The following is a 12,186-nucleotide window of genomic DNA, read 5'->3' on the forward strand; positions in this document are numbered from 1 at the left end:
ACATTTGGATCGCGGTCTAATGTGGGAGCGGGCTTGCCCGCGATAGCGTCAGAACATTCAACACCGAACTAACCTTGATCGAGAACCCCATGCCCCAACCACGTCCCTACAAAGTTGCACTCAACGGCTACGGCCGGATTGGTCGTTGCGTCTTGCGTGCTCTGTTCGAGCGAGGGGCGGCGGCCGGGTTTGAAATTGTCGCGATCAACGACCTGGCCGACATGGCCAGCATCGAATACCTGACACGCTTTGACTCCACCCACGGCCGTTTCCCTGGCGAAGTGCGAGTTGAAGACGACTGTCTGCATATCAATGGCAACTGCGTGAAGGTGTTGCGCAGTGCCACCCCCGAAGGCATCGACTGGCAAGCATTGGGCGTGGACCTGGTGCTGGAGTGTTCCGGTGTCTATCACACCCGGGCCGATGGTCAGCGTTTCCTCGATGCCGGCGCACCGCGCGTGCTGTTTTCCCAGCCGATGGCCAGCGAGGCGGACGTGGACGCCACCATCGTCTACGGTATCAACCAGGATTGCCTGACCGGCGAAGAGCTGCTGGTATCCAACGCCTCCTGCACCACCAACTGCAGCGTGCCGTTGCTGCGCCTGCTGGATCAGGCGATCGGCCTGGATTATGTGTCGATCACCACGATCCACTCGGCGATGAACGACCAGCCGGTCATCGATGCGTATCACCACGAAGACCTGCGCCGCACGCGTTCGGCGTTTCAGTCCGTGATTCCGGTGTCCACCGGCCTGGCGCGCGGTATCGAGCGCTTGTTGCCGGAACTTGCCGGGCGAATCCAGGCCAAAGCCGTACGGGTGCCGACGGTGAACGTGTCCTGCCTGGATATCACCATGCAGACCGTCAGCGACACCGATGCGACGGAGGTCAACCGAATCCTGCGCGACGCCGCTACCAGTGGCCCGCTCAAGGGGCTGTTGGCCTACACCGAACTGCCCCACGCCAGTTGTGATTTCAATCATGACCCGCATTCGGCGATCGTCGATGCCAGCCAGACCCGCGTTTCCGGCCCGAGGCTGGTGAACATCCTGGCCTGGTTCGACAACGAATGGGGTTTTGCCAACCGCATGCTCGACGTGGCAGAACACTATCTGCACATCGCCTCCCAACAACCTCAACAGTAATTCAGGAACTGCGACCCATGACCGTGTTGAAGATGACCGACCTCGATCTGCAAGGTAAGCGCGTACTGATTCGCGAAGACCTCAACGTCCCCGTCAAGGACGGTGTTGTCACCAGCGATGCGCGAATCCTGGCCTCGCTGCCGACCATCAAGCTGGCCCTGGAAAAAGGCGCGGCCGTAATGGTTTGCTCCCACCTGGGTCGTCCGACCGAAGGTGAGTTCTCCGCTGAAAACAGCCTCAAGCCTGTCGCCGACTACCTCAGCAAGGCCCTGGGCCGTGATGTGCCGCTGGTGGCTGACTACCTGGGCGGCGTCGACGTGAAAGCCGGCGACATCGTGCTGTTCGAGAACGTGCGCTTCAACAAGGGCGAGAAAAAGAACAGCGATGAACTGGCTCAGCAGTACGCTGCGCTGTGCGACGTGTTCGTGATGGACGCATTCGGTACCGCGCACCGCGCCGAAGGCTCGACCCACGGCGTGGCCAAGTTCGCCAAGGTCGCGGCGGCGGGCCCGTTGCTGGCTGCCGAGCTCGATGCACTGGGCAAGGCCCTGGGCGCACCGGCTCAACCGATGACGGCCATCGTGGCCGGTTCCAAAGTGTCGACCAAACTGGACGTGCTCAACAGCCTGAGCCAGATCTGCGACCAACTGATCGTGGGTGGCGGCATTGCCAATACCTTCCTGGCCGCAGCTGGCCACCCGGTGGGCAAATCCCTGTACGAGCCTGATTTGCTCGACACCGCCCGTGCCATCGCCGCCAAGGTCAGCGTGCCGCTGCCGGTGGATGTGGTGGTCGCCAAGGAGTTCGCCGAAAGCGCCGAAGCCACCGTCAAGCTGATCGCCGATGTGGCCGCCGACGACATGATCCTGGACATTGGCCCGCAAACTGCAGCCAACTTCGCTGAATTGCTGAAAGCTTCCCGCACCATCCTGTGGAACGGCCCGGTCGGCGTATTCGAGTTCGACCAGTTCGGCAACGGCACCCAAGTGCTGGCCAAGGCCATCGCGCAAAGCTCGGCATTCTCCATTGCCGGCGGCGGCGACACCCTGGCGGCCATCGATAAATATGGCGTTAGCGATCAGATCTCCTACATTTCTACCGGTGGCGGCGCGTTCCTCGAGTTCGTCGAGGGCAAGGTCCTGCCGGCCGTTGAAGTGCTGGAAGCCCGGGCCAAGGGCTGAGGCTTGCGATCAGGAAAAGGAGCATTCCCATGATCAAGTGGTTGGCACTGGTGATCGCAGCGGGCCTGGTGGCCGGTTGCGGCAGCACGCCCAACGCGACGCCGGAGGCGGCAACGCCTGCGCCCGCGCAGAAAAAGAGCTGCTACCAGGCTGACTGGCAAGCCGAAACCATGCCGGTGATCAACAAGCGCATCGGCCCCGAACGGCTGGAGAAATATGACTCCGCGCCCAACGGTCAGGAACAGGGCTGCCCTTGACGGGTCTGATCAACTAACCGACAGCAGCGGCGGCCCTGGGGCGCCGCGCGAGGATTGGCAATGAAAGGCGTTTTCGCCCTGGCAGCCCTGGCCTTGTTGGCCGGTTGCAGCACGTTGGACATGTTCAACAAGGCAGAGCCGCAAGACAAATGGACCACCTGGACCTGCGACAGCAAGGCCGAGGTCAACTGGCGCTTTGCCAACCAGGCTAAATCCGAGGTGGATGTACGCCTCGGCGGTTCCGATCAGGTTTACCGGCTTAAACAAGACGTGGCCGCCTCGGGTGTGCTGTACGCCAACGACCAATTGGCGTTTCACACAAAAGGCGAGGAAGGCCTGGTTTACTGGGTCGCCACGGATGATTTGATCGGCCGTGGCTGCAAAGCCCAGTAGGGGATCAATGAAGATCAAATGTGGGAGTTGGCTTGCCTGCGATTGCGGTGGGTCAGCCACTGAAGATGTCGGCAGGTAAGTCGCCATTGCAGGCAAGCCAGCCCCCACATGATTCGGTTCCAGATTGGAATTTGGGTCAACCCATTAGCAATAACGATTCAGCAGGCCAAGGCCCAACCCCTTGATCTGCAATAACTTGAATAGCAGCCACCGCTACGGCAGGCTTGCACGATTAACGACCCTCGACCGGGAGAGACAACACAATGGCACTTATCAGCATGCGTCAAATGCTGGACCACGCAGCCGAGTTCGGCTACGGCGTCCCAGCCTTTAACGTCAACAACCTTGAGCAGATGCGCGCCATCATGGAAGCCGCTGACAAGACCGACTCCCCCGTGATCGTCCAGGCATCGGCCGGTGCCCGCAAATACGCCGGTGCGCCGTTCCTGCGTCACCTGATCCTCGCCGCCATCGAAGAATTCCCGCATATCCCGGTGTGCATGCACCAGGACCACGGCACCAGCCCTGACGTGTGCCAGCGCTCCATCCAGCTGGGCTTCAGCTCGGTGATGATGGACGGCTCCCTCGGCGAAGACGGCAAGACCCCGACCGACTACGAGTACAACGTACGCGTGACCCAACAAACCGTAGCCATGGCCCACGCCTGCGGCGTGTCGGTTGAAGGCGAGCTGGGCTGCCTGGGTTCCCTTGAAACCGGCATGGCCGGTGAAGAAGACGGCATCGGCGCCGAAGGTGTGCTGGATCACAGCCAGATGCTGACCGACCCGGAAGAAGCCGCCGACTTCGTGAAAAAGACCCAGGTTGATGCCCTGGCCATCGCCATCGGCACCAGCCACGGCGCCTACAAGTTCACCAAGCCACCGACCGGCGACGTGCTGGCTATCGACCGTATCAAGGAAATCCACAAACGCATCCCGAACACCCACCTGGTGATGCACGGTTCTTCCTCGGTGCCGCAAGAGTGGCTGGCGATCATCAACCAGTACGGCGGCGACATCAAAGAAACCTACGGCGTACCGGTTGAAGAAATCGTCGAAGGCATCAAGTACGGCGTGCGCAAGGTCAACATCGACACCGACCTGCGCCTGGCGTCCACCGGCGCCATGCGTCGCCTGATGGCCACCAACCCAAGCGAATTCGACCCACGTAAATTCTTCGGCGCCACCGTGACGGCGATGCGTGATGTGTGTATTGCACGTTACGAAGCGTTTGGTACTGCCGGTAATGCTTCGAAGATCAAGCCGATCTCGTTGGAAGCGATGTATCAGCGGTATTTGAAAGGTGAGTTGAACGCTAAGGTGAACTAAGCCTGAGACGTTTAAAAAGGAGCCCGCAGTGATGCGGGCTTTTTTGTGCCTGCCTTTGTAGCAGCCGGCTCCTACAGGTTGTGAGGCGGCGTCTAGTCGTGATCAATATCCAACTTGGCAAACGTCACCCGCGCTCCCTCCTTGCTGTTCCCGCTGTTGTCCTGCACATACGCCCCCGCCTTGAAATACAACGGTTTCGCCCCCCACGCCGCGCCAATGCGCTCATTCCACTCGCCATCGGCGGCATACACGCTGAGCAGCCCGGCCTTGTTCAGGTTGATCACGTAGGTAAAGCGCTTTTCCAGCGGCACATTGGAGGCGACGATGATTACCCGGCCTTCGCCTTCGTCCGGGCGCATGCGGACTTTGGCGACGATGTTGCCGGTCTGGGTTTTTTCCTTGAATTGATACTCCAGCTTGATCAGCGGTTTCTGGCTGTCGAAGGCGTGGATCTGGCCGATCACGATCTTGCCGGTGGAGGGCACCTGGTTGACGGTGAGGGTGGCACGCAGGAAGTTGTCGGCGTCGGGGTAGGTCCAGTTGCGCAGGCGTCCGTCGGCGTAGGTTTCGCGCAGTTCGCTGCGCGGGTAGATGGCATTTTCGGTGCGGCTGCCGGTGACGGGGGTCCAGAATTGCACGTTGCTGCCTTCGGCCTGGAAGTATTGGTCGTTGAAGCCGCTCATCAGTCTCGGTGTGTCGATGGTGGCGGGTGGGGAGCCGACGGGGATGCTCAGGTTCCAAGTGGAGAGGTCGATCATGGCGCGTGCCTTTTTACAGAGGGGTGAAGGCTTTGGCCCAAGGGCCAGACAGGTTCTTTATAGGCGGTGGCCGCTGGATTGTTAAACAATTGCTGGCGACTTATTGGCGTCAAATGAATGTCAAATAGCCATGTTTCCCGTGGTACGCGGGCTGCAGGCACTGACCGTTAGTCGGCTTCATGAGCTTTGATGCGATGATGACAAAGGCGCCACTTCTGATTTTCTGGATCCAGGGCTAGAGTGAGGCCTCAGTGTTGATCCGGGTTTTTCTCCCAGAAGTGACCGGAGTGGCTCCCAAGGAAGATACGTAGCATGGAATGCGCTCCACACGACGGCGATGGCGGTTCGGTTCTTCTGGTGGTCGATGACTACCCGGAAAATCTGATCAGCATGCGCGCCCTTTTGCAGCGGGAAGACTGGCAGGTGGTGACCGCCGGTTCGGGCCTGGAAGCCCTCGAGTTGTTGCTGGTGCATGAGGTCGACCTGGTTTTGCTGGACGTAAAGATGCCCGGCATGGACGGTTTTGAAGTGGCCCGCCTGATGCGCGGCAGCCAGCGCACCCGCATGACGCCGATCATCTTTCTCAGTGCCAATGCCCAATCTCCCGCTTCCGTGCTGGAAGGCTATGCCAGCGGCGCGATCGATTACCTGTTCAAACCCTTCGACCCGCATATCCTCAAGCCCAAGGTCCAGGCATTGCTGGAACACCAGCGTAATCGCCGGGCGTTGCAGCGTCTGAGTCATGACCTGGAGTCGGCCCGTGCCTTTAATGCTTCTGTCTTGGATAACGCCGCCGAAGGCATCCTGGTGGTGGGCGAAGAGGGCGTCATTGAGTACGCCAACCCGGCGATTTCACGTTTGCTCAATGCCACCCTCCTGGAATTGCAGGGTCAGGAGTTCCTGGGTTTTCTGCAAAAGCCCCATGTACCGGCCTGGCCGGAGTCGCCCATGGTCGCTGGCTACCGCAAGGGCGAGACCTGGCGCGTGCACGATGCGATCCTGCGCACCGGGCGTGGGCAGCAGGTGCCGGTGGCATTGTCTTGCGCACCGCTGCCCGCCGAGCAGAAGGCCATGGTGGTGACGGTGCTCGACATGTCCGAAGTACGCCACCTGCACCAGCAGCTGGAATTCCAGGCCGTGACCGATCCGCTGACCGGCCTGCTGAACCGGCGCGGTTTCTATCAGGCCGTCGAAAGTATCTTGTTGCGCAGCGAGCGGGGCGAGCCGTCGTTGGTGCTGCTGTACCTGGATCTCGACGGTTTCAAACGCGTCAACGATTCCCTGGGTCATGACGCTGGCGACGGGGTGCTGCGTTGGGTGTCGGAGCAACTGCAGGCGTGCCTGGGGCCCCATGACATTCTGGGGCGCATGGGCGGTGATGAATTCACCGCGCTGCTGACGCTGGAATTTCCCGAGCAGGCGGCGAAGACTGCGGAAAAACTGATCGAACGCGTGTCAGTCTGCCAGCAGATCGAGGGCCTGGATGTGATGCTGGGTGTCAGCATCGGCATCGCCACCTTCCCCGATTGCGGCTCGGACCTGAGCGGACTGTTGCGGGCTGCCGATGTCGCGATGTACGAAGCCAAGCGCGCGGGCCGTCAGCAATATCGCTATTACGACCAGGAAATGAACGGCCGCGCCCGTTCGCGCCTGATGCTCGAAGACAGCGTGCGCACCGCGATCCAGCACAAGGATTTCACCCTGGTCTATCAGCCGCAGGTGTCGCTTGAGGATGGGCGTCTGCGGGGCGTGGAAGCGCTGTTGCGCTGGCAGCACCCGAGCGTCGGCGATGTGCCGCCGGGGTTGTTTCTACCGTTGCTGGAAGAGGTCCGGTTGATCAGCCAGTTGAGCGCCTGGATCTACCAGCAGGTCGCGGCACAACGCCAGGCGTGGCTGGCCATTTTCGATGATGAACTGGTGTTGAGCGTGAGCCTGAGCAGCAGCCAATTCAATATGCCCAACCTGGCCAGCCAATTGCGTCAGGTCCTTGAGCGGCATGGCCTGGAGGGGCGGCACCTGGAAGTGGAGATCAGCGAGGACAGCCTGATGGCCAACCTGGATGCGTCTGCCAAGCAACTGCGGGCGTTGCGTCAGGTGGGCGTGCGCATTGCTCTGGATGACTTCGGTTCAGGCAATTGTTCCTTGGCGCACCTGCGCGATATGGAGTTCGACACCCTCAAGCTCGACCCCAGGCTGGTCGCGCAGTTGCCGGGTTCGAAACGGGATGCCGCGATGGCGCGCAGCATCATCGAACTGTGCCGGCATTTTGAGGTGCTGGTGGTGGCCGAGGGCGTGGAAACACAGGAGCAGGCCCAATGGCTCAAGGCCAATGGCTGTCCGTTCGTCCAGGGGCCGTGGGCGGCGCAGCCGCTGGTGGCCGAGGCGTTCGTGGACTGGTCACGCGCCCGCTTGCGCTGAATTCGCTACACTGGCGACCCTTCGAACCCTGTTGCCGAGCCCATGACCGCGCTGAAATACCTCCAGGCCTACCCCGTTGCCCTCCAGGAGCAAGTGCGCCAATTGATCGCCAAGGACCAGTTGGGCGCCTACCTCGACCAGCGTTACCCCGAGCGCCATGCTGTGCAGAGCGACAAGGCCCTGTACGCCTACGCCCTGGCCTTGAAGCAGGAACACCTGCGCAACGCACCGGCCATCGACAAGGTGTTGTTCGATAACCGCCTGGACCTGACCCATCGCGCCCTTGGCCTGCACACCACGATTTCGCGGGTGCAGGGCGGCAACCTGAAGGCCAAGAAAGAGATTCGCATCGCCGCGCTGTTCAAGGAGGCGGCGCCGGAATTTCTGCGCATGATCGTGGTGCACGAGCTGGCGCACTTCAAGGAATCGGACCACAACAAGGCGTTCTATAAACTCTGCGAATACATGATGCCGGGCTACCATCAGGTGGAATTCGACCTGCGGGTGTACCTCACGTATCGCGACCTGCAGGGTAAACCCTGACCGCACAAGGCGACCGACCATGGATGTGAGCAAGACCAAAAGCAGCTTCTACCGCCGCCTGTATGTGGCGTATTTGATCGACAGCGGGCTGGCCAGCAGCGTGCCCGCGTTGACCGACGTGACCGGTATGCCCCGGCGCACCGCGCAGGACACGATTGCGGCGCTGGCCGACCTGGATATCGTGTGTGAGTTCGAGCAGGAAGACGGCGCGCGAAACCATGCGGGGCACTATCGGATTCGCAGTTGGGGGGCGATCGACCGGGGTTGGATCGAAGCGAATCTGGTTTCGGTCAAGCAGGTGTTGGGTTATCCCTGAAGCTTGGTGATGACCGTACCGACGCCATCGCAGGCAAGCCAGCTCCCACTTTCTGACTGAGTGAACACGATCCAATGTGGGAGCGGGCTTGCCTGCGATAAGGCCCTCAGTCGCGCCGCATGCCAATATGTGGAATATCGTCTTCCAGATATTCCTCACCCGCCACCACAAACCCATACCTGCCGTAATACCCCTGCAAATGCGCCTGGGCTGACAGAAAAATCGGCATTTCCGGCCAGATATCTTCAATTCGCTTGAGTGTTTCTTCCATCATCCGATGCCCCAGCCCGGTACCGCGTGCCACCGGCGCCACGATGACTCGCCCGATCACCACATCGCCACCCTGGGAGTCCGGGTCCAGCAGGCGCAGGTAGGCCACCAGTTCATCGTTCTGCCAGGCCATCAAATGGTGGGTGTCGCCCGACAGGTCCTGGCCGTCGAGGTCCTGGTAGACGCATTTCTGTTCGACGACAAAGACTTCGTTGCGCAGACGCAGAATGGCGTACAACTGCTCTTTGCCCAGGTCGTCGTGGTGCTTGCAGACCCATTCAATTGTCATGGTGTGTTCTCTCATAAGTGCCTGATCCGGATAGTAAGCGTGGCAGGCGCTGGTGTCTAAATCGGCTATTTTTGTGAATGGCGTCAATTTGCCATCATTGAGTGCGTGCGAGCCCGGGTCGTTTGTGTAATCTGAGCTACTGTTAGAACCTCAGGCCCTGCCTGAGTCAAGGCCACTTCCTGCCTGCCAAGGACTATGAGCATGCCGCGATTCTCTCGTGCCGTTGCTTTGATTGGAGTGTTGCTGCTGGCCCAGCCGGCGTTCGCACAGCGTTTGCGCCTGGTGGCGGACGCCTGGCCGCCCTTTACCGATTCCACCCTGATCAATGGCGGGCTCGCCACCGATATTGTCAGCACTGCGTTGGCCCGTGCCGGTTACGCCAGCGATTTCGAACAGGTGCCGTGGGCGAGGGCGCTGATGGGCGTGGGGGACGGGCGTTACGACGTGCTGGTCAACGCCTGGTACGACGACGCCCGCACGCAGTTGGGGCAGTTCTCCGGCGAATACCTGCTCAACCGCGTGCGGTTTATCAAGCGCCGCGACGATCCCATCGAATTCCAGACCCTGGCGCAACTGCACGACTACCCCATCGCGGTGGTGCGTGGGTATGCCTATTCGGCACCGTTCGATCAGGACGCGCAATTGCAGAAAGTGCCGGTGCACAACTTTGCCATGGCCGTGCGCATGCTGGCGGCGCAACGGGTGCGACTGACGGTGGAAGATGAGTACGTCGCCCGTTATTACCTGGGGCGCGAGTCACCGCGCGTGCGCAATGCGGTGGAGTTCTTGCCCAAGCCGTTGAGTGAAAACAGTCTGCACATATTGGTGAGCCTGAAGAATCCCGAGCATGAACGGATCGTCGCCGGCTTTGATCGGGAGATTGCCAGGATGAAAGCCGATGGCAGCTATGCGCGGTTGATGAGGGCGCATGGGATGTAGAGCCTGTGCGGGCCTCATCGCGGGCAAGTCGAATCGTCGCACCGCCGCTCCCACATTTTGAATTGCGAATACCTTCAAATGTGGGAGCTGGCTTGCCTGCGATAGCGTTTCAATCCGCGCTGGTGTCCTTGATCAGATGCGCCGCCAACGTGCGCAACGGCCCCAGTTGCCGGCAGATCAACGCCAACTGCGTTTGCACCAGTCGCTGGCCTTCGTCGATCTCGTCCGGCATCTGTTCCAGGTCCGCCGCCAGCGCTTCTTCCGCATCGCTCTGAATCGCGATGGGCTGCTTGTTGGCCAGCCCCGTGGCAATTTCGTCGATGCTCAGCGCCAGGGTGTTGCCGGCCCCGTCGATCAGGTGTTCGCGCACGTCGGCGGGCAGTTGGGTTTCGCGATGTGCGCCGAGCCCTGACAAGTAGCTGAGCAAGGTGTGCGATAACACCAGGAAGCGGAAGCCCACGTCTGCTTCCTTACGGAAATGCCCGGGTTCCATCAGCATGTTCGCCAGGGTGGTGGACAGCGCCGCGTCGGCGTTGTGGGCGTTGCGGCGGGCCAGACGATAGGCCAGGTCGTCGCTCTTGCCGGCGGCGTATTGCTGCATGATCTGGCGCAGGTAGATGCTGTTGCAGGTCAGGGTATTGGCCAGCACTTTGTTCAGGCGACGGCCTTGCCAGTCCGGCAGGAACAGGAACACCGCCAGGCCTGCGATCAGGCTGCCGAGCAGGGTATCGAACAGCCTCGGCACGAACAGCCCGTAGCCATCGCCCACCTGGTTGAAGCAGAACAGCACCATCAGGGTGATCGCCGCCGTGGCCAGGGTGTAGCGGGTGGTGCGGTTGATAAAGAACACCAGGCCTGCGGCGATGGCGAACATCGACTGCACCAACGGGCTGGGGAACAGGTCGAACAGCGCCCAGGCCACGGTCAGACCGATGGCGGTGCCGATGATCCGCTGACCCAGTTTGCGCCGCGTGGCGCCGTAGTTGGGCTGGCATACGAACAGGGTGGTGAGGATGATCCAGTAACCCTGGGACGGGTGGATCAAATGCACCATCCAGTAGCCGACGATCAGCGCCAGCGGCAGGCGCAGGGCGTGGCGGAACAGCAATGAAGTGGGCGTCAACTGAGTGCGCAGGCGTGTCCACATTTCCCGCAGGTTGCGTGGCGAACGGTCGAGCAGGCTGCTGTCGGTGGCGTCGGCCAGGGCATCGGGGTTGCTGGCGTCGCTGAGCAGGCGGTCGAGCGTGGACAGGTTGGCCGCCAGGGCGCGCAACGAACGCAGCAAGCCGCGCCAGGCCGGGTTGCTCTGGATGCGCAGGTGTTCCATGGACGCGTTCAAATCGCCCAGGGCTTCGGCGAAGCTGTCGTCATAGATGAACGGCTGGCGCAGTTGGATCGACTCGGCCAGGGTCTGACAGGCCTTGCCCTGCTGGCGCAGCAGACGCTGGCAGCGGAACAGCACATCGCTGTGGAAAAACGCCTCGGCCAGCGCGTTGTACGGGTAGTGGGACGAACTGGCGCGTTCGTGGATGTCCTGGGCCAGGAAGTACAGCTTCAGGTAGCGGCTGACTTTGGAACCTGGGCGGCCATTGCCCACGCGATGCAGAATGATTTCCTTCGCGGCATTGAGCGCCGCTACCACACGGCCATTTTGCTGGGCCAATTCCAGGCGGCGCGCTTCCACGTCCAACTGGCGGATTGGCTCGAACAGTGACGATTTGAGCTTGAGGTAGCGCCCCAGCTCGCGGAACAACCGCGCCAGGCTCTGCTGCACCGGCTGGTTGGAAAACAGTGCCTGCCACAACACCGACAGCACGCCGTACCAGGCGGCACCGGCCACCAGCAACAAGGGTTCGTGCCAGAAGTCGGTGACCGCGCCGCCGCGCTGGTCCACGCCGATCATGGTGTACACCGACAGAATCAGCGTTGCCGAAGCAATCGCGCCATAACGTTCGCCGAGGGCGCCGAGCATGGTCAGGCAGAAACTGGCCAGGGCCAGGGCGACCGCGAAGATCCAGGGGTAGGGAAACAGCAGCTCCACCGACAGCGCGGCAACGCTGAAACACACCAGCGTCACCGCCAGGGCATTGAGACGGCCCTGCCAACTGTCGTCGGTCTCGGCCAGGGCACTGGCGATAATCCCCAGGAACAACGGGATCAGCAGCGTCATTTCATCCTGATACCAGCACAGCGCCATGCTGCCGGTGAGGGCGATGAATACCCGTACGCTATAACTGAATTTATCCAGCGCCCACAGGCGCCGCATGGACTGCTTGAACGAGGTCGATGACATGAAGGCTGAAGTCTTCCGAGACGATGCCGCTAAATTGAGCCATCAGTGACGTCACG

The 12,186-nt window shown here is 61.1% G+C and carries 12 protein-coding genes; 9 read left to right on the plus strand and 3 right to left on the minus strand.

Going from position 1 to position 12,186, the window contains the following annotated elements; translation table 11 throughout:
• The first annotated feature begins 89 nt into the window (after positions 1 to 89).
• From epd to fba, 5 genes are all read left to right on the plus strand, one after another.
• Positions 90 to 1,145 carry an erythrose-4-phosphate dehydrogenase gene (gene epd, locus ACW9IB_RS25035; RefSeq protein WP_457415894.1) on the plus strand — a complete coding sequence of 352 codons (1,056 nt, stop codon included), beginning with the start codon at positions 90 to 92 and terminating at the stop codon, positions 1,143 to 1,145.
• A 17-nt stretch (positions 1,146 to 1,162) separates the two neighbouring features.
• On the plus strand, positions 1,163 to 2,326 hold the full coding sequence (locus ACW9IB_RS25040) for a phosphoglycerate kinase (RefSeq protein ID WP_457368819.1): 1,164 nt from the start codon (positions 1,163 to 1,165) through the stop codon (positions 2,324 to 2,326).
• 29 nt (positions 2,327 to 2,355) lie between these two features.
• Positions 2,356 to 2,583, plus strand: a complete 228-nt coding sequence (locus ACW9IB_RS25045; protein WP_457415895.1) for a hypothetical protein — start codon at positions 2,356 to 2,358, stop codon at positions 2,581 to 2,583.
• Positions 2,584 to 2,643: 60 nt separating this feature from the next.
• The gene (locus tag ACW9IB_RS25050; RefSeq protein WP_457368817.1) at positions 2,644 to 2,976 is read left to right on the plus strand and encodes an MliC family protein; all 333 of its coding nucleotides are present in this window, start codon (positions 2,644 to 2,646) and stop codon (positions 2,974 to 2,976) included.
• A 263-nt stretch (positions 2,977 to 3,239) separates the two neighbouring features.
• Entirely contained in the window at positions 3,240 to 4,304 is a 1,065-nt protein-coding gene (fba, locus tag ACW9IB_RS25055) for a class II fructose-bisphosphate aldolase (protein ID WP_003177554.1), read from the plus strand.
• 92 nt (positions 4,305 to 4,396) lie between these two features.
• Here fba and ACW9IB_RS25060 read toward each other — a convergent pair whose 3' ends face one another.
• Complete coding sequence (locus tag ACW9IB_RS25060; RefSeq protein ID WP_457368816.1) at positions 4,397 to 5,062, minus strand: polysaccharide lyase family 7 protein; 666 nt, start codon at positions 5,060 to 5,062, stop codon at positions 4,397 to 4,399.
• A gap of 312 nt (positions 5,063 to 5,374) precedes the next feature.
• On the opposite strand from ACW9IB_RS25060, the gene ACW9IB_RS25065 reads away from it, so the two are divergent.
• The 3 genes from ACW9IB_RS25065 to ACW9IB_RS25075 are packed head-to-tail and all read left to right on the plus strand — an operon-like array spanning position 5,375 to position 8,339.
• Complete coding sequence (locus ACW9IB_RS25065) at positions 5,375 to 7,480, plus strand: putative bifunctional diguanylate cyclase/phosphodiesterase (protein ID WP_457415896.1); 2,106 nt, start codon at positions 5,375 to 5,377, stop codon at positions 7,478 to 7,480.
• Positions 7,481 to 7,522: 42 nt separating this feature from the next.
• On the plus strand, positions 7,523 to 8,023 hold the full coding sequence (locus ACW9IB_RS25070; RefSeq protein WP_457415897.1) for a M48 metallopeptidase family protein: 501 nt from the start codon (positions 7,523 to 7,525) through the stop codon (positions 8,021 to 8,023).
• Between the two features lie 19 nt (positions 8,024 to 8,042).
• Positions 8,043 to 8,339, plus strand: coding sequence for a winged helix-turn-helix domain-containing protein (locus ACW9IB_RS25075; RefSeq protein WP_457368813.1), 297 nt, complete (start codon positions 8,043 to 8,045; stop codon positions 8,337 to 8,339).
• A 106-nt stretch (positions 8,340 to 8,445) separates the two neighbouring features.
• Here the strand turns inward: ACW9IB_RS25075 and ACW9IB_RS25080 are convergent, their stop codons facing one another.
• The gene (locus ACW9IB_RS25080) at positions 8,446 to 8,898 is read right to left on the minus strand and encodes a GNAT family N-acetyltransferase (RefSeq protein ID WP_457368812.1); all 453 of its coding nucleotides are present in this window, start codon (positions 8,896 to 8,898) and stop codon (positions 8,446 to 8,448) included.
• A gap of 201 nt (positions 8,899 to 9,099) precedes the next feature.
• On the opposite strand from ACW9IB_RS25080, the gene ACW9IB_RS25085 reads away from it, so the two are divergent.
• Positions 9,100 to 9,837 (plus strand): substrate-binding periplasmic protein, encoded by a 738-nt coding sequence (locus tag ACW9IB_RS25085; RefSeq protein ID WP_457415898.1) that lies wholly within the window; start codon positions 9,100 to 9,102, stop codon positions 9,835 to 9,837.
• Between the two features lie 109 nt (positions 9,838 to 9,946).
• On the opposite strand, the gene yccS is transcribed toward ACW9IB_RS25085, so the two are convergent.
• Positions 9,947 to 12,130 carry a YccS family putative transporter gene (gene yccS, locus ACW9IB_RS25090; RefSeq protein ID WP_457368810.1) on the minus strand — a complete coding sequence of 728 codons (2,184 nt, stop codon included), beginning with the start codon at positions 12,128 to 12,130 and terminating at the stop codon, positions 9,947 to 9,949.
• Positions 12,131 to 12,186 lie beyond the last annotated feature (56 nt).

The sequence above is a fragment of the Pseudomonas sp. SDO524_S393 genome (assembly GCF_054071875.1).

Coding starts and splice junctions, on each gene's coding strand:
- epd (WP_457415894.1), top strand. CDS start 90: ATGCCCCAACCACGTCCCTACAAAGTTGCACTCAACGGCTACGGCCGG.
- ACW9IB_RS25040 (WP_457368819.1), top strand. CDS start 1,163: ATGACCGTGTTGAAGATGACCGACCTCGATCTGCAAGGTAAGCGCGTA.
- ACW9IB_RS25045 (WP_457415895.1), top strand. CDS start 2,356: ATGATCAAGTGGTTGGCACTGGTGATCGCAGCGGGCCTGGTGGCCGGT.
- ACW9IB_RS25050 (WP_457368817.1), top strand. CDS start 2,644: ATGAAAGGCGTTTTCGCCCTGGCAGCCCTGGCCTTGTTGGCCGGTTGC.
- fba (WP_003177554.1), top strand. CDS start 3,240: ATGGCACTTATCAGCATGCGTCAAATGCTGGACCACGCAGCCGAGTTC.
- ACW9IB_RS25060 (WP_457368816.1), bottom strand. CDS start 5,062: ATGATCGACCTCTCCACTTGGAACCTGAGCATCCCCGTCGGCTCCCCA.
- ACW9IB_RS25065 (WP_457415896.1), top strand. CDS start 5,375: ATGGAATGCGCTCCACACGACGGCGATGGCGGTTCGGTTCTTCTGGTG.
- ACW9IB_RS25070 (WP_457415897.1), top strand. CDS start 7,523: ATGACCGCGCTGAAATACCTCCAGGCCTACCCCGTTGCCCTCCAGGAG.
- ACW9IB_RS25075 (WP_457368813.1), top strand. CDS start 8,043: ATGGATGTGAGCAAGACCAAAAGCAGCTTCTACCGCCGCCTGTATGTG.
- ACW9IB_RS25080 (WP_457368812.1), bottom strand. CDS start 8,898: ATGACAATTGAATGGGTCTGCAAGCACCACGACGACCTGGGCAAAGAG.
- ACW9IB_RS25085 (WP_457415898.1), top strand. CDS start 9,100: ATGCCGCGATTCTCTCGTGCCGTTGCTTTGATTGGAGTGTTGCTGCTG.
- yccS (WP_457368810.1), bottom strand. CDS start 12,130: ATGTCATCGACCTCGTTCAAGCAGTCCATGCGGCGCCTGTGGGCGCTG.